This window comes from Bradyrhizobium sp. Bra78 (genome assembly GCF_024519855.1).
GTDB lineage: Bacteria > Pseudomonadota > Alphaproteobacteria > Rhizobiales > Xanthobacteraceae > Bradyrhizobium > Bradyrhizobium japonicum_G.
The window spans coordinates 110,024-128,138 of record NZ_JALJRE010000013.1; the positions used below are offsets into that span (position 1 = coordinate 110,024).

Annotated in this window: 30 protein-coding genes; 2 read left to right on the top strand and 28 right to left on the bottom strand. The window is 63.4% G+C overall.

The annotated features are described in order from the left end of the window. Positions 1-94 precede the first annotated feature (94 nt). Together OC450_RS26490 and OC450_RS26495 are read left to right on the top strand one after the other, a co-directional pair. The gene (locus OC450_RS26490; protein WP_262048950.1) at positions 95-1,108 is read left to right on the top strand and encodes a zinc-binding alcohol dehydrogenase family protein; all 1,014 of its coding nucleotides are present in this window, start codon (positions 95-97) and stop codon (positions 1,106-1,108) included. Between the two features lie 8 nt (positions 1,109-1,116). After that, complete coding sequence (locus OC450_RS26495) at positions 1,117-1,506, top strand: hypothetical protein (RefSeq protein ID WP_262048951.1); 390 nt, start codon at positions 1,117-1,119, stop codon at positions 1,504-1,506. 81 nt (positions 1,507-1,587) lie between these two features. On the opposite strand, the gene OC450_RS26500 is transcribed toward OC450_RS26495, so the two are convergent. The 28 genes from OC450_RS26500 to rplD form a co-directional block, all read right to left on the bottom strand. Beyond that, a complete protein-coding gene (locus OC450_RS26500) occupies positions 1,588-2,376 on the bottom strand; it encodes an SDR family NAD(P)-dependent oxidoreductase (RefSeq protein WP_262048952.1) in 789 nt (262 codons plus the stop codon). Between the two features lie 78 nt (positions 2,377-2,454). Continuing rightward, positions 2,455-3,291: a c-type cytochrome gene (locus tag OC450_RS26505; RefSeq protein ID WP_262048953.1), complete on the bottom strand. Its 837-nt coding sequence runs from the start codon at positions 3,289-3,291 to the stop codon at positions 2,455-2,457. Positions 3,292-3,413: 122 nt separating this feature from the next. Beyond that, on the bottom strand, positions 3,414-3,830 hold the full coding sequence (gene rplQ / locus OC450_RS26510; protein WP_211386643.1) for a 50S ribosomal protein L17: 417 nt from the start codon (positions 3,828-3,830) through the stop codon (positions 3,414-3,416). 120 nt (positions 3,831-3,950) lie between these two features. Then, positions 3,951-4,982, bottom strand: a complete 1,032-nt coding sequence (locus OC450_RS26515; RefSeq protein WP_063195091.1) for a DNA-directed RNA polymerase subunit alpha — start codon at positions 4,980-4,982, stop codon at positions 3,951-3,953. 114 nt (positions 4,983-5,096) lie between these two features. Then, positions 5,097-5,486: a 30S ribosomal protein S11 gene (gene rpsK, locus OC450_RS26520; RefSeq protein WP_007603045.1), complete on the bottom strand. Its 390-nt coding sequence runs from the start codon at positions 5,484-5,486 to the stop codon at positions 5,097-5,099. 122 nt (positions 5,487-5,608) lie between these two features. Beyond that, on the bottom strand, positions 5,609-5,977 hold the full coding sequence (gene rpsM, locus OC450_RS26525) for a 30S ribosomal protein S13 (RefSeq protein ID WP_211386644.1): 369 nt from the start codon (positions 5,975-5,977) through the stop codon (positions 5,609-5,611). A gap of 187 nt (positions 5,978-6,164) precedes the next feature. After that, positions 6,165-7,034, bottom strand: coding sequence for an adenylate kinase (locus OC450_RS26530; RefSeq protein ID WP_211386645.1), 870 nt, complete (start codon positions 7,032-7,034; stop codon positions 6,165-6,167). After that, positions 7,031-8,098: a preprotein translocase subunit SecY gene (locus OC450_RS26535; protein WP_262048954.1), complete on the bottom strand. Its 1,068-nt coding sequence runs from the start codon at positions 8,096-8,098 to the stop codon at positions 7,031-7,033. The genes OC450_RS26530 and OC450_RS26535 overlap by 4 nt, the downstream gene beginning before the upstream one ends. Beyond that, on the bottom strand, positions 8,095-9,426 hold the full coding sequence (gene secY / locus OC450_RS26540; protein ID WP_211386647.1) for a preprotein translocase subunit SecY: 1,332 nt from the start codon (positions 9,424-9,426) through the stop codon (positions 8,095-8,097). Before secY ends, OC450_RS26535 begins: the two co-directional genes overlap by 4 nt. A 150-nt stretch (positions 9,427-9,576) precedes the next feature. Further along, positions 9,577-10,062: a 50S ribosomal protein L15 gene (rplO, locus tag OC450_RS26545; protein ID WP_211386648.1), complete on the bottom strand. Its 486-nt coding sequence runs from the start codon at positions 10,060-10,062 to the stop codon at positions 9,577-9,579. A gap of 74 nt (positions 10,063-10,136) precedes the next feature. Next, positions 10,137-10,331 (bottom strand): 50S ribosomal protein L30, encoded by a 195-nt coding sequence (gene rpmD / locus OC450_RS26550; protein WP_011088137.1) that lies wholly within the window; start codon positions 10,329-10,331, stop codon positions 10,137-10,139. Positions 10,332-10,356: 25 nt separating this feature from the next. Further along, positions 10,357-10,947, bottom strand: a complete 591-nt coding sequence (gene rpsE, locus OC450_RS26555) for a 30S ribosomal protein S5 (protein ID WP_211386649.1) — start codon at positions 10,945-10,947, stop codon at positions 10,357-10,359. Between the two features lie 44 nt (positions 10,948-10,991). Continuing rightward, a complete protein-coding gene (gene rplR / locus OC450_RS26560) occupies positions 10,992-11,354 on the bottom strand; it encodes a 50S ribosomal protein L18 (protein WP_211386650.1) in 363 nt (120 codons plus the stop codon). An 11-nt stretch (positions 11,355-11,365) separates the two neighbouring features. Then, complete coding sequence (rplF, locus tag OC450_RS26565; RefSeq protein ID WP_027549201.1) at positions 11,366-11,899, bottom strand: 50S ribosomal protein L6; 534 nt, start codon at positions 11,897-11,899, stop codon at positions 11,366-11,368. 16 nt (positions 11,900-11,915) lie between these two features. Further along, complete coding sequence (rpsH, locus tag OC450_RS26570) at positions 11,916-12,314, bottom strand: 30S ribosomal protein S8 (RefSeq protein WP_007603034.1); 399 nt, start codon at positions 12,312-12,314, stop codon at positions 11,916-11,918. Positions 12,315-12,328: 14 nt separating this feature from the next. Beyond that, a complete protein-coding gene (rpsN, locus tag OC450_RS26575; RefSeq protein WP_211386651.1) occupies positions 12,329-12,634 on the bottom strand; it encodes a 30S ribosomal protein S14 in 306 nt (101 codons plus the stop codon). A 46-nt stretch (positions 12,635-12,680) separates the two neighbouring features. Beyond that, complete coding sequence (rplE, locus tag OC450_RS26580) at positions 12,681-13,238, bottom strand: 50S ribosomal protein L5 (protein WP_211386652.1); 558 nt, start codon at positions 13,236-13,238, stop codon at positions 12,681-12,683. After that, positions 13,231-13,545 (bottom strand): 50S ribosomal protein L24, encoded by a 315-nt coding sequence (gene rplX, locus OC450_RS26585; RefSeq protein WP_007603031.1) that lies wholly within the window; start codon positions 13,543-13,545, stop codon positions 13,231-13,233. The genes rplE and rplX overlap by 8 nt, the downstream gene beginning before the upstream one ends. Next, complete coding sequence (rplN, locus tag OC450_RS26590; RefSeq protein WP_007603030.1) at positions 13,545-13,913, bottom strand: 50S ribosomal protein L14; 369 nt, start codon at positions 13,911-13,913, stop codon at positions 13,545-13,547. The genes rplX and rplN overlap by 1 nt, the downstream gene beginning before the upstream one ends. A gap of 83 nt (positions 13,914-13,996) precedes the next feature. Beyond that, positions 13,997-14,245, bottom strand: a complete 249-nt coding sequence (rpsQ, locus tag OC450_RS26595; RefSeq protein WP_007603028.1) for a 30S ribosomal protein S17 — start codon at positions 14,243-14,245, stop codon at positions 13,997-13,999. Positions 14,246-14,258: 13 nt separating this feature from the next. Continuing rightward, complete coding sequence (gene rpmC, locus OC450_RS26600; protein ID WP_140982250.1) at positions 14,259-14,465, bottom strand: 50S ribosomal protein L29; 207 nt, start codon at positions 14,463-14,465, stop codon at positions 14,259-14,261. Positions 14,466-14,470: 5 nt separating this feature from the next. After that, positions 14,471-14,884 (bottom strand): 50S ribosomal protein L16, encoded by a 414-nt coding sequence (gene rplP, locus OC450_RS26605; protein WP_008136349.1) that lies wholly within the window; start codon positions 14,882-14,884, stop codon positions 14,471-14,473. Positions 14,885-14,916: 32 nt separating this feature from the next. Further along, positions 14,917-15,642: a 30S ribosomal protein S3 gene (gene rpsC, locus OC450_RS26610; RefSeq protein WP_129268065.1), complete on the bottom strand. Its 726-nt coding sequence runs from the start codon at positions 15,640-15,642 to the stop codon at positions 14,917-14,919. A gap of 18 nt (positions 15,643-15,660) precedes the next feature. Beyond that, positions 15,661-16,047: a 50S ribosomal protein L22 gene (rplV, locus tag OC450_RS26615; protein WP_211386653.1), complete on the bottom strand. Its 387-nt coding sequence runs from the start codon at positions 16,045-16,047 to the stop codon at positions 15,661-15,663. Between the two features lie 10 nt (positions 16,048-16,057). Beyond that, entirely contained in the window at positions 16,058-16,336 is a 279-nt protein-coding gene (rpsS, locus tag OC450_RS26620; protein WP_008136357.1) for a 30S ribosomal protein S19, read from the bottom strand. Positions 16,337-16,348: 12 nt separating this feature from the next. Further along, positions 16,349-17,182: a 50S ribosomal protein L2 gene (gene rplB / locus OC450_RS26625; protein ID WP_211386654.1), complete on the bottom strand. Its 834-nt coding sequence runs from the start codon at positions 17,180-17,182 to the stop codon at positions 16,349-16,351. A 12-nt stretch (positions 17,183-17,194) separates the two neighbouring features. Further along, positions 17,195-17,497: a 50S ribosomal protein L23 gene (locus OC450_RS26630; protein ID WP_211386655.1), complete on the bottom strand. Its 303-nt coding sequence runs from the start codon at positions 17,495-17,497 to the stop codon at positions 17,195-17,197. Further along, complete coding sequence (gene rplD / locus OC450_RS26635; protein WP_074116741.1) at positions 17,494-18,114, bottom strand: 50S ribosomal protein L4; 621 nt, start codon at positions 18,112-18,114, stop codon at positions 17,494-17,496. Before rplD ends, OC450_RS26630 begins: the two co-directional genes overlap by 4 nt. Position 18,115 lies beyond the last annotated feature (1 nt).

An 18,115-nucleotide genomic window follows, 5' to 3' on the forward strand; every position in this document is an offset into this window, starting at 1 on the left:
GAATTTACAGTACTTGCCAAATCGGAGCCAGAGCGACAGTTAGCAAGCCAGGCGCACACCTCACAAGCTCTGCGCCATCTGATGGAGACAAGCCATGAAGGCCGTCGGCTACAAGAAATCGCTTCCGATCGAGGATCAGGACGCGCTGTTCGATTTCGAGACCACAAAGACCGAGCCCAAGGGCCGCGATATCCGCGTCGCCGTAAAGGCGATCTCGGCCAATCCGGTCGACTACAAGGTTCGCAAGCGCGCAGCTCCACCCGAGGGCGAGACCAAGATTCTGGGCTATGACGCGGCCGGCGTGGTCGATGCCGTCGGGCCCGAGGTGACGCTGTTCAGGCCGGGCGACGAGGTGTTTTACGCCGGCTCGATCCTGCGCCAGGGCACCAATTCCGAATTCCATCTGGTCGACGAGCGCATCGTCGGCAACAAGCCGAAGAGCCTGTCGTTTGCGCAGGCCGCCGCCCTCCCCCTCACCTCCATCACCGCCTGGGAATTGCTGTTCGACCGGCTCGGCGCCGTGCCCGGCAAGAGCGTCGATCCGCGCACGCTATTGATCACCGGCGGCGCCGGCGGTGTCGGCTCGATCCTGATCCAGCTCGCCCGCCGCCTCACTGGCCTCACGGTGCTCGCGACCGCGACACGGCCGGAGTCGCAAAAGTGGTGCCTCGACCTCGGCGCCCATGCGGTGATCGACCATGGCAAGCCGATGAAGGAGCAGATCGAGAAGCTCAAGCTGCCGCCGGTCGCGCTGGTGGCAAGCCTCACCTTCACCGAACAGCACTACAAGGCGATCGCGGAGTTCATGGCGCCGCAGGGCCGGTTCGGCCTGATCGACGATCCCCCGGAATTCACCATGAGCACGTTCAAGGGCAAGGCGATCTCGGTGCATTGGGAATCGATGTTCACGCGCTCCTCGTTCCAGACGCCCGACATGATCGCGCAGCATCATTTGCTCAATGACGTCGCCGACCTCATCGACAAGGGCGTGCTGCGCACCACGCTCGACCAGACCTTCGGCACGATCAACGCGACCAACCTCAAGCGCGCACATGCGCTGCTCGAGAGCGGCAAGTCGCGCGGCAAGATCGTGCTGGAGGGGTGGTAGAAAACGTGATGACTGTCGATCCGGGCCCAACTCACCGAACGGTGCCATTGATCGAGTGTGACGTCACTTTGCTGAGCCCAGAGGAAGGCGGTCGAACGACCTCCTTCCCTGCCGGCGCGTTCTCAAACAATCGCTATCGCCCTCATATCGTCGTTGGCGACCCCAGCATTCGCCATGCGGCGGTCGACAATCGGGGCGTTAGCACGGAAGAATACATCGGCGTCGCGTTCAGTGACGGCCCTCACCTCCCCGCCATCGGCAAGGAGATGAAGGTTCTTCTCGCTTTAATGTATTTTCCAAACCCGATGTACGACAAACTCAGGCCAGGCGTCATGTTCACTCTGCGCGAAGGCCCAAAGATCATCGGCTATGGCCGGATTGAGCGTTGGCTCGAGTAGCAGGTGCGTAAGGTGGGTCACGCCAGGCGAATTGCGTTTCGCGCAGTCGCAAGGCTAACCCACCTTGCGAAGCCTACATTTCTAAGCGATCGTATTGACAATGCCGCCCTCCGCGCGCAGTGCCGCACCGTTGGTTGCGGACGCTTCCTTCGACGCAACATAGACCACCATGTTGGCGATCTCGTCGACGCTGGCGAAGCGCTGGATCAGCGAGCTCGGGCGATGCTGCTTGACGAAATTGGCAGCGGCTTCATCCACCGACTGCCCGTTTTGTTTGGCGAGATCCTTCACGAAGGTCTCGACACCCTCCGACATGGTTGGGCCCGGCAGCACGGAGTTGACGGTGACACCCGTGCCGCGGGTGAGCTGTGCCAGGCCCCGCGCGACCGAAAGCTGGGCCGTCTTGCTCATGCCGTAGTGGATCATCTCGACGGGGATGTTGAGACCGGATTCCGACGAGATGAAGACGATGCGGCCCCAGTTGCGCTTGAGCATGCCCTGCAGATACGCGCGCGACAGCCGCACGCCGCTCATGACGTTGACCTCGAAGAACCGGCTCCAGTCCGCGTCGGGGATCTCGAAAAAGTCCTTCGGCTCGAAGATGCCGGCATTGTTGATGAGGATGTCCACCTCGGACAGCGCGGACACAAGCGCCTTGCAGCCCGCTGCCGTCGAGACGTCCGCGGCAATGCCGCGCACCTTAGCCCCGGCCGCTTCCAGCTTGCGGACGGCCGCATCGACCTTGTCCTGGCCGCGCCCGTTGATCACGACGCTCGCGCCTGAGCCCGCGAGGCCCTTGGCGATGGCGTGGCCGATGCCGGCGGTCGAGCCGGTCACGAGGGCGGTCTTTCCGGAAAGGTCGATGTTCATGCGTCGTCTCCATTGAGGCTGACGCAGATATCGTGCGCTGCACAAGCAGCTTCAATCGCCCTCACCGACGCGTGAGGATCAGTTGCGCGCCGGTAGTGTCCTGAGAAAGGCGACGATCGCATCGAGGTCCTGCGCCGTCATGCTGGCGTAGGCAGCATAGGCCATCGGCGGCTTGAGCTTGTGGCCGTCGCGCGCGATGCCTTGCGTAATCGCACGTTTGATTTCGTCATCGCTCCACGCGCCGAGACCTGCGCCGGGATCCGGGGTGATATTGGGGGAGACGGATTCGCCCCAGGGCCCCCTAAATGTCCGACCGCCCTTGCCGCTCGCTGCGGCGAAATCGTGCACGGCGGACGGGCCCTCCGGCGTGTGGCATTCCAGGCAATGGGCGATGGTCAGCAGATAACGGCCATGCGCAAGCTGGTCGGACAGCTCCTGCTCGCTCGCCTGCATGCCGGCATAGATCGGCGTCTCCGGCTTCAGCGCGATCTTGTATTCCGGGGCCGGCGTCTCGTGTCGCACGGGAGGCACGGAGCGCAAGTAAGCCGCGAGCGCATCGAGATCGCGGGCGGTGAGCACCGTGTAGAACGCAGTCGGCATGATCGGCGCGACCCAGGTCCCGTTCGGCCTGTTGCCGCTGACGAGAAACCGCTTCAGCTCGGCGTCGCTCCAATTGCCGATGCCGGTGTCCTTGTCCGGCGTGATGTTGGAACCGGTGACCTTGAATGCCGGCTCGTCGAAGGTCTGCCCGCCCGACAATGCGCGCGAGAGATCGAGGCCCTGCGGCGCGCGCGGGGTGTGGCAGTTGTGGCAGACCATCACGCTGTTGACGAGATAGGCGCCGCGCTCGACCAGCGTCTCGCAGGTGGCCGGCGACATCAGCATCGCCAGCGCAATCCCAACCACAATCCTCATGTCAGCCCCCCGGCCCGCATCGCCTTCAAAAAAACGATCGTGCGCGGCATGAGATATCGCCGCGCTATAAAAAAAGCGGCGCCCTGGGGCGCCGCTTTCTGAAAACTGAAATGCCGGTCGGCTTACGCCGCCTCGGCTTCCTTCTCCTGCACCGGACCGGAATCCTGGCCCTTGGCATCGACGTCGCGATCGACGAACTCGATCACGGCCATCGCGGCGTTGTCGCCGTAGCGGAAGCCGGCCTTGATGATGCGGGTGTAGCCGCCCTGGCGGTCCTTGTAGCGGGTCGCCAGGACGTCGAACAGCTTCCTGACCTGATCCTTGTCGCGCATCTCGGAGATGGCCTGGCGGCGCATGGCGAGACCGCCCTTCTTGCCGAGGGTGACGAGCTTCTCGACGATCGGACGCAGCTCCTTCGCCTTCGGCAGCGTGGTGACGATCTGCTCGTGCTTGATCAGCGCGGCGCACATGTTGGCGAACATCGCGCGGCGATGCTCGGCAGTGCGGTTGAGCTTCCGATGAACCTTGCCGTGACGCATTGATCTATTCCTTGACTTGTCTTCGTCGCGACGGTTCGTCGGACTTGTTGCTCAGGTGGGCTGCCTGCGTTCGCCCGCTAAAGCGCGATGAACTCGCGCTTTAGCCTGTCGTAGCTCGGATCAGTAGTGATCCTCGAAGCGCTTGGCGAGCTCGTCGATGTTCTCCGGCGGCCAGCCCGGCACTTCCATGCCGAGATGCAGACCCATCTGGGCCAGCACTTCCTTGATCTCGTTCAGCGACTTGCGGCCGAAGTTCGGGGTGCGGAGCATTTCGGCTTCCGACTTCTGCACGAGGTCGCCGATGTAGACGATGTTGTCGTTCTTCAAGCAGTTGGCCGAACGCACCGACAGCTCGAGCTCGTCCACCTTCTTGAGGAAGGCCGGGTTGAAGGCGAGGTCCGGGATGATCTCCTGGGCGACTTCCTTGCGCGGCTCTTCGAAGTTGACGAACACGTTGAGCTGATCCTGCAGGATGCGGGCGGCGTAGGCCACCGAGTCATCCGGCGAGATCGCGCCGTTGGTCTCGATCGTCATGGTCAGCTTGTCATAGTCGAGGATCTGGCCCTCGCGGGTGTTCTCGACCTTGTAGGAGACCTTGCGGACCGGCGAGTACAGGCTGTCGACCGGGATCAGGCCGATCGGCGCGTCCTCGGGACGGTTGCGCTCGGCGGGCACGTAGCCCTTGCCGGTGGCGACCGTGAACTCCATGCGAATCTCGGCGCCCTCGTCGAGGGTGCAGATCTGCAGGTCCGGATTGAGCACCACGACGTCGCCGACGGTCTGGATGTCGCCGGCGGTGACGACGCCCGGGCCCGACTTCTTGACGACCATGCGCTTGGGGCCTTCGCCCTGCATCTTGATCGAGATGTCCTTGATGTTCAGCACGATGTCGGTGACGTCCTCACGGACGCCCGCGATCGAGGAGAACTCGTGCAGCACGCCGTCGATGTGCACCGACTGCACCGCCGCTCCCTGGAGCGAGGAGAGCAGGATGCGGCGCAGCGCGTTGCCGAGCGTCTGGCCGAAGCCGCGCTCGAGCGGCTCGGCGACGATGGTCGCAAAGCGGTTCGAATCGCTTCCGGGGGTCACCTGGAGCTTGTTCGGCCGAATCAGTTCTTGCCAATTTTTCTGGATCGTCACTGTTTCACCCATACGGGCCAGTCGAACTGCGATTGCAGATTCTGGCGTTGGAGAAAGGCCGCGGGTCGCACCCGCAGCTTCTTAAAAAAAGTCATCGCAGGCGACGATGGCGCCCGCGACCTCGTATCAAACGCGCCGACGCTTGCGGGGACGGCAACCGTTGTGCGGGATCGTGGTCACGTCGCGGATCGAGGTGACGGTGAAGCCCGCGGCCTGGAGCGCGCGGAGCGCCGATTCGCGGCCCGAACCGGGACCGGCGACTTCGACTTCCAGCGTGCGCATGCCGTGCTCCTGCGCCTTCTTGGACACGTCCTCGGCGGCAACCTGCGCGGCGTACGGGGTCGACTTGCGCGAGCCCTTGAAGCCCATCGTGCCGGCGGAAGACCAGGCAATCGTGTTGCCCTGCGCGTCGGTGATGGTGATGGTCGTGTTGTTGAACGACGAGTTCACGTGCGCGACGCCGGAGGCGATGTTCTTGCGCTCACGACGACGAACGCGGGTGGCTTCCTTGCCCATGGAGTACCTTTCCTGGAGATCTCAAACGCCGCCGTAATGCCAGCGGCTACACCTGTGGAACGAAAGGCGTGTGGCGAACGGGTCATCCCCTTTCGCCACACGCCGTGATTGGATTCGAAAACTTACTTCTTCTTGCCGGCGATGGCCTTGGCCGGGCCCTTGCGCGTGCGCGCATTGGTGTGGGTCCGCTGACCGCGCACCGGCAGGCCGCGACGATGGCGCAGGCCGCGATAGCAGCCGAGGTCCATCAGACGCTTGATGTTGATGCCGACCTCACGACGCAGGTCGCCCTCGACGAGATAGTCGCGGTCGATCACTTCGCGGATCTGGAGCACCTCAGCATCGCTGAGCTGATTGACGCGACGATCCGCGGGGATCTTCACCTTCTCCATGATCTCACCGGCGATCTTCTGGCCGATGCCATGGATGTACTGGAGCGCGATGAGAACGCGCTTGTTGGTCGGAATGTTCACGCCGGCAATACGGGCCACGGCCTTCTCTCCTGTTGCCGATCCCTCGTCAGGAACCGGTCTTTAAGTGCTTGGTTTCTCGGGCAGGTGTTCACAAACGCGAACACGACGCCCACCCCTGGTCTTCCTGGGGCCCGGCATCGTTTGAAACTATCCGACTTGGATGCGGGGCTTATTAGGGGATTCAGGGGGCTTTCGTCAACCGCCGCTAGCGCTTGGCTCGCCTTTTCGTGACCTTTTTTGCGGCCTTTTTGGCACCCTTTTTGACGGCCTTCTTGACCGTCTTTTTGGCCGCCTTCTTTGTCGCCTTCTTGACGGTCTTCCTGGCCGCCTTCTTGGCACCCTTCACGGCCTTCTTGGTGGCCTTTTTGGCGGATTTCGCAGCCTTTTTGGCTGTTTTCACCGGCTTTTTGGCCGCTTTGGCCTTCTTGGCCGTCGTCTTGGCGGGGCCCGTCTTGGCCGCGCTGCGGGCATGCGTCTTGGGCTCGACCGCCCCGAGCGCCAGGAGCAGGCGGTGGATGGCGCGGGTCACCTCGTCGATGGCCATCATGCCGTCGATGGTCGAGAGCTTCCGCCGCTCGGAATAGTAGTGAATCAGGGGTTCCGTCTGGTTGCGGTAGCTGGCTAAACGCCTGGTCAGGACCTCCGGGGTATCGTCGATCCGGACCTCCTCGCCGCGCTCCCGCATCTGGGCAACGCGGGTCTCGACACGGTTCAGCAGCGCGCTCTCGTTGACGCGGAGCTCGATCACCGCGTCGAGCTTGAGGTGCTTGTGCTTGAGCAACTCGTCCAGCGCCTCGGCCTGCGGCACGGTGCGCGGGAAACCGTCGAGGATGAAACCGTTCTTCGCGTCCGGCTGGTCGATGCGATCGGAGATGATTCCGACCACGACCTCGTCGGGAACGAGGCCGCCGCTGGCCATGATTTCCTTGGCCTTGAGCCCGACCGGCGTTCCCGCCGCCACGGCCGCGCGCAACATCTCACCGGTCGAAAGCTGGACGATGCTGTAGCGCTGTACCAGCCGCTGCGCCTGGGTCCCCTTGCCCGATCCCGGCGGTCCCAGAAGTATAATTCTCATCGGCGTACGCCCCCCGGATTGGTGAGCGATACGTCGCGCACCTGTGTTTTGATATCAAGAGCGGTGCAAACCACAACCAGCGCCGCACCACCATCGATGATCATACTATAAGGCAGCCCGATCCGGTAAAGCTCGAAGACCTCCGGAATCAACTGCAATGCCGTCAGGTAGACGGCTCCGACGACCGTCGTCAATGATACGACGCGATCGAGATAGCCGGCCGTCGCCTCGCCGGGTGCGACACCGGTGATGCTGCCGTCGCGTGCAGCCAAGGATTGGGCCGTGTGCTCGGGATCGACCACATAGGCGGTGTAGACGAACGCAAGCACGAAGACCGCAACCGATCCGAGGACCACGTGCGCCAGCGTGCCAAGCTCAAGTTGCCGGTAGGCGGCGGCGACCCATGGCGTATCGGCACCAAAGATGTAGGTCAGGCCAGCCAGCGGCAGAAACCAGATCCACGGCGCCACGGTGGCCGGCACCAGAAAGCCGGCGTGGACCAGCACGAGATCGCCGGAGATTTCACCGCTCTGCAGCAGGCCTGCGATGCCGGCAACGTCGCCCGGGATATGAACCAGAAAATTGACGCTGAGCAGCAGCGCCAGACCATTGCCGATGCCGTGGCGGGTGATCTGTTCACTGAGCCAGATCAGGACGAACACACCACCGACGACCGAGGCCGTGGCCGCGAGCACGGACCATTCGTCCGGATTGGGAACCAGTGCCGGAATTGTCCGGACGGCCGAGGCGTAGCCGTAGGCCTGGAAGGCCCCAAACGCGAAAGTCAGGATCAGCGTGTAGCCGGAGATCCTGCGCCGGCCGCGCTCGCCCGACCTCTCGAGCGAGCTCAGGCCCTGCCATACCAGCGAAGGAAGCCGAATGACGATCGCAGCACTCAGATAAGGAAAGATACCGAGTGCAAAGATCGAAAAGCGGCCCACATGCTCGGCGGAGAACGACAGGCTCGAAGCACCCATCCCTGCGAACGGGATCCGGGTGCCCAGCCTGAAAAGGAGCAGCGCGCCAATCGTGAAAGCGATCCGGCGCGCGAGCTCCCTGCTCATCTACGGCGGCCGCGCAGCTTCGACTTACGGATCAGGCCCTCATACTGATGGGCCAGCAGATAGCCTTGCACCTGCGCCACCGTGTCCATGGTGACGCTGACGACGATCAGCAGCGATGTGCCGCCGAAGTAGAACGGCACCGAGGCGTAGGAGATCAGGATCTCCGGGATCAAGCAGACGATCGCCAGATAGACCGCTCCGAGCACGGTGATGCGCGACAACACGTAGTCGATATATTCCGCCGTGCGCTCACCGGGGCGGATGCCCGGAATGAAGCCGCCGTGCTTCTTCAGATTGTCCGCGGTCTCGGTCGGGTTGAACACGATCGCGGTGTAGAAGAACGCGAAGAAGACGATCAGCGCGAGATACATGATCAGGAACAGCGGCCGGCCGTGGCCGAGCTGGGTCGTGATCCACTGGAACCATTCCGGTCCCTTGCCCGCGTTGAAATTCGCAACCGTGGTCGGCAGCAGCAGCAGCGAGGACGCGAAGATCGGCGGGATCACGCCCGAGGTGTTGAGCTTGAGCGGCAGATGCGAGGACTGGCCTTCGAACATCTTGTTGCCGACCTGGCGCTTGGGATACTGGATCAAGAGCCGGCGCTGGGCGCGCTCCATGAACACGATGAAGGCGATCACGGCGACCGCCATGATGATGACGACCAGGATCAGGCCGGTCGACATCGCCCCCTGACGGCCGAGCTCGAGCATGTTGGCGAGCGCCGCCGGCAGCTCGGCGACGATGCCGGAGAGAATGATCAGCGAGATGCCGTTGCCGATGCCGCGCGAGGTGATCTGCTCGCCCAGCCACATCAGGAACATGGTGCCGCCGGTCAGCGTGATCGCCGTGGACAGGCGGAAGAACATGCCGGGGTCGCTGACGACGTTGCCGGCGCCCTCGAGGCCCACGGCGATGCCGTAGGACTGGAACGCGGCCAGGATGACCGTGAGATAGCGGGTGTACTGGTTCAGCAGCTTGCGGCCGGCCTCGCCTTCCTTCTTCAGCGCCTCGAGCTGCGGCGAGACGGTGGTGAGGAGCTGGATGATGATCGAGGCCGAGATGTACGGCATGATGTTCAGCGCGAAGATCGCCATGCGGTGGATGCCGCCGCCGGCGAACATGTTGAACATGCCGAGGATGCCGCCCGCCTGGGAGCGGAACACCTGCTCCCAGATGTTGGGATCGATGCCGGGCAGCGGGATGTAGGTCCCGAGCCGATAAACGAGCAGCGCACCCAGGGTGAACCAGATGCGCTTCTTCAGCTCGTCGGCCTTGGCAAACGCGCCGAAATTGAGATTGGCTGCCAGTTGTTCCGCTGCAGAGACCATCTTGGACTTTCTCCCGCCGCCTGTTGCGCCGTCATGCCCGCGGCCGGGCTACTATATAGCGGACGCCGGACATTATCTGGGGCTCGGCTTCGATAAGTCCACGTCCCACATGCGTAAAGGCCCGCGAGCCGCGGGCCAATGACGCAGTTGTTACGCCGCCTCGCCTTCTTCCTTGGCAGGGGCGAGAATCTTCACCGAACCGCCGGCCTTCTCGACCGCGGCAATCGCGGTCTTGGTGGCGCCGTGCACTTCAATGTTGAGCTTGGACTTGAGCTCGCCGCGGCCGAGCAGCCGCAGCCCGCCCTTGGGGCGACGCAGCACGCCGCCCTTCACCAGGGCCTCGACATTCACGACGCTGCCGGCATCGATCTTCTTGGCATCGACCGCTTCCTGGAGCCGGTCGAGATTGATCTCGGCGAACTCGATGCGGAAGATGTTGTTGAAGCCGCGCTTGGGCAGACGGCGATGCAACGGCATCTGGCCGCCTTCGAAACCCTTGATGCGCACGCCCGAACGCGCGGTCTGGCCCTTGCCACCGCGGCCGGATTGCTTGCCCTTGCCGGAACCGATGCCGCGGCCGACGCGCATACGCTTCTTGCGCGAGCCGGCGTTGTCGGCGATATCGCTGAGCTTCATCGCCCTTCTCCTTGTTTCTTGCGCATGATCTTCGCCGAAAGCCGGTGCCGGACTTCGGGATCGCGCGCCCTTGCTTACTTCTCGTCGACGATGCGGACGAGATGGTGAACCTTCTCGATCATGCCGCGGACCGCCGGGGTATCCGGCAGTTCACTGGTGCGGCCGATCTTGTTGAGCTTGAGCCCGATCAGCGTCGAACGCTGCGAGTGATGGCGGCGAATCGCGCTGCCGGTCTGCTCGAGCTTGATCGTCTTTGCGGCCTTGGCCATCGTGGTCTACTCCGAAAAGCTTCCGTTAGTCAGCAGCCACTTCGGCATCGCCGCCGATGCGACGGGCCTGAAGGGTGGAGACCTTGATGTTGCGGCGGGCTGCGACCGAACGCGGCGAATCCTGGTGCTTCAGCGCATCGAAGGTCGCGCGCACCATGTTGTAGGGGTTCGACGAGCCGATCGACTTCGCCACCACGTCCTGGACGCCGAGCGTCTCGAACACGGCGCGCATCGGACCGCCGGCGATGATGCCGGTACCCGCGGGAGCTGCACGCAGGTAGACACGACCCGCGCCATGACGGCCGGCGATGTCGTGATGCAGCGTACGGCCCTCGCGCAGCGACACGCGCGTCAGGTTGCGCTTGGCGGACTCGGTTGCCTTGCGGATCGCCTCGGGCACTTCGCGCGCCTTGCCGTGACCGAAACCGGCGCGGCCCTTCTGGTCGCCGATCACGACCAGCGCTGCGAAACCGAAGCGCTTGCCGCCCTTGACGACCTTGGCCACGCGGTTGATGTGAACGAGCTTGTCGACGAACTCGCTGTCGCGCTCCTCGCGCTGCTGACGGTCACGTCCGCCGCGTTGATCGCGTCCACCACGTTGTTCGCGTTCTGCCATTTTTCCAATCCTTCAGAGGCTTACGCCTCAATCCTCAAATTCTGTTAGAAGCTCAGCCCGCTCTCACGCGCCGCGTCGGCAAGAGCCTTGACGCGCCCGTGATAGAGATAGCTGCCGCGATCGAACACGACTTCCTTGACGCCCTTCTCGGCGGCGCGCTCGGCCAGCAGCTTGCCGACCGCCTTCGCCGCATCGATGTCGGCGCCGGTCTTGCCGCCGTCGCGCATCGACTTCTCGAGCGACGAGGCGGAGGCCAGCGTCTCGCCCTTCAGATCGTCGATGACCTGGGCGTAGATGTGCTTGGACGAGCGGAACACCGACAGACGCGGACGGCCGCCACCGGAGCGGCGCAACTTGAGCCGCACACTCCGCTTGCGCCGGGCATTCGTAACCTTGGCTTTCGTCATGACCGGCTCCGTTACTTCTTCTTGCCTTCCTTGCGGAAGATGAATTCGCCAACATACTTCACGCCCTTGCCCTTGTAGGGCTCCGGCGGACGATAGGAGCGAATCTCGGCGGCGACCTGGCCGACGCGCTGGATGTCGCTGCCGGTCACCGTGATCTCGGTCGGCTTCGGCACGGTGATCGTGATCCCTTCCGGGATCGCGTAGACCACATCGTGGCTGTAGCCGAGCGCGAGCTGCAGGTTCTTGCCCTGCATCGCGGCGCGGTAACCGACGCCGGTGATTTCGAGCTTCTTTTCGAAGCCCTTGGTGACGCCTTCGACCAGATTCGCGACCTGGGCGCGAGCCGTGCCGTACAGCGCCCGCGCGCGATTGGTCTCGACCCGCGGGTTCACCTTCACCTGGCCGTTCTCGAGCTTCACCTCGACGTCGTCATGGACGACGAACTGAAGCTGGCCCTTCGGCCCCTTCATCTTGACGGTCTGCCCATCGACGGTCGCGGTCACACCCGACGGCACCGCAACAGGCCTTTTGCCAACACGTGACATGGATCAAAAATCCTTCTCAGAACACCGTGAAGAGAACTTCACCGCCCACGTTCGCTTCACGCGCACTGTGGTCGGCCATGATTCCCTTCGGCGTCGACAACACCGAAATGCCGAGTCCGTTGTTGACCCGCGGCAGGTTCTTCACCGAGGCGTAAACGCGACGCCCAGGCTTGGAGACCCGCTCGATCTCGCGGATGACGGGCTCGCCGTCGAAATACTTCAGCTCGATCTCGATCTCGCTGCGGCCCGAGGAATGCTCGAGCGTGGCGTAACCGCGGATGTAGCCCTCGCTCTTCAGCACTTCGAGGACGTTCTCGCGCATCTTCGAGCCAGGCGTGGAGACCTTGTTCTTGGAGCGCATCTGCGCGTTGCGGATACGGGTGATCAGATCGCTGATTGGATCGTGCGTAGACATCTAAACGACCCTCCTTACCAGCTGGACTTCACGAGGCCCGGGACCATGCCCTTGGAGCCAAGCTCGCGCAGCGCGATACGGGACAGCTTGTTCTTGCGGTAGATCGAGCGCGGACGGCCCGACAGCTCGCAACGCAGACGGATGCGGGTCGCCGACGAGTTGCGCGGCATTTCCGCCAGCTTCAGGGTCGCGGCGAACCGCTCCTCCATCGGCAGCGTCTTGTCGGCGATGATCGCCTTCAACCGCGCGCGCTTCGGGGCGGCGTTCTTCGTCATCCGCTTACGCCGGTTGTTCTTCTCGATTGAACTCTTCTTTGCCATGCTTGGCTCCTGGGTATCCGCGTTTGAGAGGCTTTAGGTCAGCGTCTCACTGCCGGAACGGGAAATTGAAAGCGGTCAACAAGGCCCTCGCCTCTTCGTCGGTCTTGGCCGTGGTGCAGACGGTGATGTCCATACCGCGGGCTTCCGTGACCTTGTCGAAGTCGATCTCGGGGAAAATGATGTGCTCCTTGATGCCGAGCGAGTAGTTGCCGCGGCCGTCGAAGCTCTTCGGGTTCAGGCCGCGGAAGTCGCGGACGCGCGGCAGCGCGACCGTCACCAGGCGATCGATGAACTCGTACATGCGGGCCTTGCGCAGCGTGACCTTGCAGCCGATCGGCTGGTTCTCACGCAGCTTGAAGGTCGCGATCGCGATACGCGAGTAGGTCACGATCGCCTTCTGGCCGGCGATCTGGGTCAGCTCGGCGGCTGCCGTCTCGGCCTTCTTGCGGTCGTTGACGGAATCGCCAACGCCCATGTTCAGCACGATCTTGTCCAGGCGCGGAACCTGCATCACGTTCTCATAACCGAACTTCTCGGTCATGGAGGTGCGGATCTTCGCGTCGTATTCCGCGCGCAGGCGCGGCGTGTAAGCGGCCTCAGCCATCGATCTCAGCTCCCGAGCTCTTGGCGATGCGGACCTTCTTGCCGTCCGCCAGAATCTTGAATCCGACGCGGGTCGGCTTTCCATCCTTGCCGACATACGCGATGTTAGACAGTTGGATCGGCGACTCCTTCGAGATGATGCCGCCCTCCTGGGCCTGCGTCTGCTTCTGGTGACGCTTGACCATGTTGATTCCGCGCACCAGGGCCGTGCCGGCGTCGGGACGCACCTCGAACACCTCGCCGGTGCGGCCCTTGTCGCGACCGGTCAGCACGACGACCTTGTCGCCCTTGCGGATCTTCGCAGCCATCACAGCACCTCCGGCGCGAGCGAGATGATCTTCATGTGATTCTTGGCGCGCAGCTCGCGCGGCACGGGCCCGAAGATACGGGTGCCGACCGGCTCGGACTGGTTGTTGATCAGAACGGCGGCGTTGCGGTCGAAGCGGATGACCGAACCGTCGGCGCGGCGGATGTCCTTGCGGACGCGCACCACGACGGCCTTCATCACGTCGCCCTTCTTCACCTTGCCACGCGGAATCGCTTCCTTGATCGAGACGACGATGATGTCGCCGATCGTGGCGTAGCGGCGCTTGGAGCCCCCGAGCACCTTGATACACATGACACGGCGTGCGCCAGAATTATCGGCCACGTCGAGGTTGGTCTGCATCTGAATCATTGATGCACCTCGTCCTCTTCTCTTTGCGCCAGCCCAGCCGGCGCTCAACATTTCCCTGAAGTCAGTCGGCTAAAGCCAACAGATCAGGCGCTTTTCTTGTGTTCGCCCCGGATCACGACCCAGCGCTTCAACTTCGAAATCGGCTTCGATTCCTCGATCCACACCATGTCGCCCGGCTTGAATTCGTTGCTCTCGTCGTGCGCGTGGTAGTTCTTCGAACGACGGATCGTCTTCTTGTAGATCGGGTGCGTGAAGCGGCGATCAACGCGCACCACGATGGTCTTGGCTTGCTTGTCGCTGACGACCACGCCCTGCAAAGTACGTTTCGGCATCTTCGTAAGCCTCTTACTTCTTCTTCGCGCGCTTTTGCGCGGCGACGGTCTTGATCCGGGCGATGTCACGACGAGCCTCGCGCAGGCGCGAGGTGTTCTCGAGCTGCCCCGTGGCACGCTGGAAGCGCAGGTTGAAGCGCTCCTTCTTCAGGTTCAGGATGGCGTCATCCTGCTGGTCGGGGCTCATCGCGCGGATGTCTTCGATCTTCATCTGTGCCATGGCCATTACTCCGCAATGCGCTCGACGAAGCGCGTCTTGATCGGCAGCTTGGCGGCCGCCAGGGTCAGCGCCTCACGCGCCGTCTGGGTGTTGACGCCGTCGATCTCGAACAGCACCCGGCCCGGCTTGACGCGCGCGACCCACAGTTCCGGCGAACCCTTGCCGGAGCCCATGCGGACTTCGGCCGGCTTCTTCGACACCGGAACGTCCGGGAACACGCGGATCCAGACGCGGCCCGCACGCTTCATGTGGCGGGTCAGCGCGCGGCGAGCGGCTTCGATCTGGCGCGCGGTGACGCGTTCAGGCTCGGTCGCCTTCAGGCCGAACTGGCCGAAGGCCAACGTCGCACCCGAAGACGCAACGCCGTGGATACGGCCCTTATGCGCCTTCCGGAACTTCGTTTTCTTAGGTTGCATCATGGCTTCAAGCCCTCAAATTCTCTGTGCTGGCGTCAGGCCGCAGCGTTGTCACGGCGCCCACGGCCACCGCGATCACCACCGCCGCTGGTCTCGCCTTCGGCCATTCTCTTGTCCTGGGCCATCGGATCGTGCTCGAGGATCTCGCCCTTGAAGATCCAGACCTTGACGCCGCAGGTGCCGAAGGTCGTGAACGCGGTCGCAACGCCGTAGTCGATGTCGGCACGCAGCGTGTGCAGCGGCACGCGACCTTCGCGGTACCATTCCATACGCGCGATTTCCGCACCGCCCAGACGTCCCGAGCAGTTGATTCGGATGCCTTCCGCGCCGAGACGCATCGCCGACTGAACGGCGCGCTTCATGGCGCGGCGGAACGCCACGCGGCGCTCCAGCTGCTGCGCGATCGATTCGGCCACCAGCGTCGCATCGAGCTCCGGCTTGCGGATTTCGACGATGTTGATGACGACGTCGGACGAGGTGATGTCCGCGACCTTCTTGCGAAGCTTGTCGATGTCGGCACCCTTCTTGCCGATCACCACGCCCGGACGAGCCGAGTGGATGGTGACGCGGCACTTCTTGTGCGGACGCTCGATCACGATGCGGGCGACGGCCGCCTGCTTGAGCTCCTTGTGCAGGATCTCGCGGATCTTGACATCCTCGTGCAGCAGCTTGCCGTACTCCTGCTTGCCGGCGAACCAGCGCGAATCCCAGGTCCGGTTGATGCCCAGACGCAGGCCGATCGGATTGATCTTTTGACCCATCGTTTTCTCCTGCGTCCCTTAAGCCGCTGCTTCGGCTTCGACCTGACGAACGATGATCGTCAGCTGTGAAAATGGTTTGTAGACACGGCCCGAGCGGCCACGGCCGCGGGGGGCAAAGCGCTTCATCACGAGGCCGTTGCCGACGAAGGCCTGCGCCACGACGAGATCGTCGACGTCGAGGTCGTGGTTGTTCTCGGCGTTGGCAATAGCCGATTCCAGGCACTTCTTCACGTCAACCGCGATCCGCTTGCGCGAAAACTGCAGGTCGGCGAGCGCAGCAGCCGCCTTCCGGCCGCGAATGAGCTGGGCGACCAGGTTGAGCTTCTGCGGGCTCACCCGCAGCATCCGGGCGACCGCCTTGGCCTCGTTCTCGGCGAGGCTCCGTTCGCGCTTAGGTTTGCTCATCGTTTAATCCTCAAGCCTTCTTGGCTTTCTTGTCCCCGGAGTGGCCATGGAAGGTCCGGGTCGGCGAGAACTCGCCGAACTTGTGACCGACCATTTCCTCGTTGACGGCCACGGGCACGTGCTTCTGACCGTTGTAGACGCCGAAGGTCAGGCCGACGAACTGCGGCAGGATCGTCGAGCGACGGCTCCAGATCTTGATGACGTCGTGACGGCCGGACGCGCGCGCGGCATCTGCCTTCTTGAGCAGAGAACCCTCGACGAACGGGCCTTTCCAGACTGAACGAACCATGTCCGGCGTTCCTTACTTCTTCCGCTTGTGGCGGCTTAGGAGAATGAATTTGTTGGTCGACTTGTTGCTGCGGGTCTTCTTGCCCTTGGTCGGCTTGCCCCACGGAGTGACCGGGTGGCGACCGCCCGAGGTACGACCTTCACCACCGCCGTGCGGATGGTCGATCGGGTTCATCGAAACGCCGCGGTTGTGCGGCTTGCGGCCCAGCCAACGGTTGCGGCCGGCCTTGCCGATCGACGTGTTCATGTGATCCGGGTTCGACACCGCGCCGATCGTGCCGCGGCACCGGCCGTGCACCAGGCGCTGCTCGCCCGAATTCAGGCGGATGATCACGTAGTCATGGTCGCGACCGACGAGCTGGGCATAGGTGCCCGCGGAACGGGCCAGCTGGCCGCCCTTCCCGATCTTGACCTCGATGTTGTGGATGATCGTGCCGACCGGCATGTTGCCGAGCGGCATGACGTTGCCCGGCTTCACGTCGACATAGTTGCCGGCAACGACGGAATCGCCGACGGCCAGGCGCTGCGGCGCCAGGATATAGGCCTGGGTGCCGTCCTCGTACTTGACGAGCGCGATGAACGCGGTGCGGTTCGGATCGTATTCCAGCCGCTCGACCGTCGCGGGCGCATCGAGCCTGTCACGCTTGAAGTCGACGACGCGCAGCGTCCGCTTGTGACCACCGCCGCGGAAGCGCACGGTGATGCGACCGGTGTTGTTGCGGCCGCCCGAGGAGTGCTTGCCTTCGGTGAGCGCCTTGACCGGCTTGCCCTTGTAGAGCGCCGAACGATCGACCATGACCAGCTGGCGCTGGCCCGGCGTCGTGGGATTGAATGTCTTCAGTGCCATCGTCGTACGACCTTACAGACCGGTGGTGACGTCGATCCGGTGGCCCTCTTCGAGGGTCACGATCGCGCGCTTGGTGTTCGACTGCGAGCCGAGATTGCCGCGGAAGATCTTGGTCTTGCCCTTGCGGACCAGCGTGTTGACGCTCTTGACCTTGACGTCGAACAGCTTCTCGATCGCTTCCTTGATCTGCGGCTTGGTCGCCTTCGCGGCCACCTTGAACAGCACCTTGTTGTGCTCCGAGGCGATCGTCGCCTTTTCGGTCACGACCGGCGACAGGATCACGTCGTAGTGGCGAGGCTCGATGTTCTTCGTCATTTGAAGCGCGCCTCCAGCGCATCGATGGCGGCCTTGGTCAGAACGAGCTTCTGACGGCGCAGGATGTCATAGACGTTGATGCCCTGGATCGGCAGCACGTCCATGTTCGGAATGTTGCGGGCGGCAGCCGCAAAGCCGTTGTTGAGCTCGGCGCCGTCGATGATCAGGGCGTTGGTGAGCCCCAGACCCGAGAAGTGGCCGAGCAGCGCCTTGGTCTTGGCGGCTTCCAGCGCGGCCTTGTCGATCACGACGAGATCGCCGTCCTTGGCCTTGGCCGAGAGCGCATGCTTGAGAGCCAGCGCGCGGACCTTCTTCGGCAGGTCGGTGGCGTGCGAACGCACCACCGGACCGAAGGCCCGGCCGCCGCCGCGGAACTGCGGCACGCGGGCCGAGCCGTGACGAGCACCGCCGGTGCCCTTCTGCTTGTACATCTTCTTGCCGGTGCGCCAGATCTCGGCGCGGCCCTTGGCCTTGTGCGTGCCGGCCTGGCGCTTGTTGAGCTGCCACTGCACGCAACGCGCAATGATGTCCTGGCGCGGCTCGAGACCGAAAATGGTATCGGAGAGCTGGACCGAGCCGGCTTCCTTACCTTCGAGGGTGGTGACCTTCAATTCCATC

Excerpts from the sequence above, each read along its gene's own strand:
- OC450_RS26490 (WP_262048950.1), top strand. The coding sequence starts at position 95 with ATGAAGGCCGTCGGCTACAAGAAATCGCTTCCGATCGAGGATCAGGAC.
- OC450_RS26495 (WP_262048951.1), top strand. The coding sequence starts at position 1,117 with ATGACTGTCGATCCGGGCCCAACTCACCGAACGGTGCCATTGATCGAG.
- OC450_RS26500 (WP_262048952.1), bottom strand. The coding sequence starts at position 2,376 with ATGAACATCGACCTTTCCGGAAAGACCGCCCTCGTGACCGGCTCGACC.
- OC450_RS26505 (WP_262048953.1), bottom strand. The coding sequence starts at position 3,291 with ATGAGGATTGTGGTTGGGATTGCGCTGGCGATGCTGATGTCGCCGGCC.
- rplQ (WP_211386643.1), bottom strand. The coding sequence starts at position 3,830 with ATGCGTCACGGCAAGGTTCATCGGAAGCTCAACCGCACTGCCGAGCAT.
- OC450_RS26515 (WP_063195091.1), bottom strand. The coding sequence starts at position 4,982 with ATGGGTGAAACAGTGACGATCCAGAAAAATTGGCAAGAACTGATTCGG.
- rpsK (WP_007603045.1), bottom strand. The coding sequence starts at position 5,486 with ATGGGCAAGGAAGCCACCCGCGTTCGTCGTCGTGAGCGCAAGAACATC.
- OC450_RS26530 (WP_211386645.1), bottom strand. The coding sequence starts at position 7,034 with ATGAGAATTATACTTCTGGGACCGCCGGGATCGGGCAAGGGGACCCAG.
- OC450_RS26535 (WP_262048954.1), bottom strand. The coding sequence starts at position 8,098 with ATGAGCAGGGAGCTCGCGCGCCGGATCGCTTTCACGATTGGCGCGCTG.
- secY (WP_211386647.1), bottom strand. The coding sequence starts at position 9,426 with ATGGTCTCTGCAGCGGAACAACTGGCAGCCAATCTCAATTTCGGCGCG.
- rplO (WP_211386648.1), bottom strand. The coding sequence starts at position 10,062 with ATGAAGCTCAGCGATATCGCCGACAACGCCGGCTCGCGCAAGAAGCGT.
- rpmD (WP_011088137.1), bottom strand. The coding sequence starts at position 10,331 with ATGGCCAAGGCCGCAAAGACGATCAAGCTCGAGCAGACCGGCAGCGCG.
- rpsE (WP_211386649.1), bottom strand. The coding sequence starts at position 10,947 with ATGGCAGAACGCGAACAACGTGGTGGACGCGATCAACGCGGCGGACGT.
- rplR (WP_211386650.1), bottom strand. The coding sequence starts at position 11,354 with ATGACGAAAGCCAAGGTTACGAATGCCCGGCGCAAGCGGAGTGTGCGG.
- rplF (WP_027549201.1), bottom strand. The coding sequence starts at position 11,899 with ATGTCACGTGTTGGCAAAAGGCCTGTTGCGGTGCCGTCGGGTGTGACC.
- rpsH (WP_007603034.1), bottom strand. The coding sequence starts at position 12,314 with ATGTCTACGCACGATCCAATCAGCGATCTGATCACCCGTATCCGCAAC.
- rpsN (WP_211386651.1), bottom strand. The coding sequence starts at position 12,634 with ATGGCAAAGAAGAGTTCAATCGAGAAGAACAACCGGCGTAAGCGGATG.
- rplE (WP_211386652.1), bottom strand. The coding sequence starts at position 13,238 with ATGGCTGAGGCCGCTTACACGCCGCGCCTGCGCGCGGAATACGACGCG.
- rplX (WP_007603031.1), bottom strand. The coding sequence starts at position 13,545 with ATGGCTGCGAAGATCCGCAAGGGCGACAAGGTCGTCGTGCTGACCGGT.
- rplN (WP_007603030.1), bottom strand. The coding sequence starts at position 13,913 with ATGATTCAGATGCAGACCAACCTCGACGTGGCCGATAATTCTGGCGCA.
- rpsQ (WP_007603028.1), bottom strand. The coding sequence starts at position 14,245 with ATGCCGAAACGTACTTTGCAGGGCGTGGTCGTCAGCGACAAGCAAGCC.
- rpmC (WP_140982250.1), bottom strand. The coding sequence starts at position 14,465 with ATGGCACAGATGAAGATCGAAGACATCCGCGCGATGAGCCCCGACCAG.
- rplP (WP_008136349.1), bottom strand. The coding sequence starts at position 14,884 with ATGATGCAACCTAAGAAAACGAAGTTCCGGAAGGCGCATAAGGGCCGT.
- rpsC (WP_129268065.1), bottom strand. The coding sequence starts at position 15,642 with ATGGGTCAAAAGATCAATCCGATCGGCCTGCGTCTGGGCATCAACCGG.
- rplV (WP_211386653.1), bottom strand. The coding sequence starts at position 16,047 with ATGAGCAAACCTAAGCGCGAACGGAGCCTCGCCGAGAACGAGGCCAAG.
- rpsS (WP_008136357.1), bottom strand. The coding sequence starts at position 16,336 with ATGGTTCGTTCAGTCTGGAAAGGCCCGTTCGTCGAGGGTTCTCTGCTC.
- rplB (WP_211386654.1), bottom strand. The coding sequence starts at position 17,182 with ATGGCACTGAAGACATTCAATCCCACGACGCCGGGCCAGCGCCAGCTG.
- OC450_RS26630 (WP_211386655.1), bottom strand. The coding sequence starts at position 17,497 with ATGACGAAGAACATCGAGCCTCGCCACTACGACGTGATCCTGTCGCCG.
- rplD (WP_074116741.1), bottom strand. The coding sequence starts at position 18,114 with ATGGAATTGAAGGTCACCACCCTCGAAGGTAAGGAAGCCGGCTCGGTC.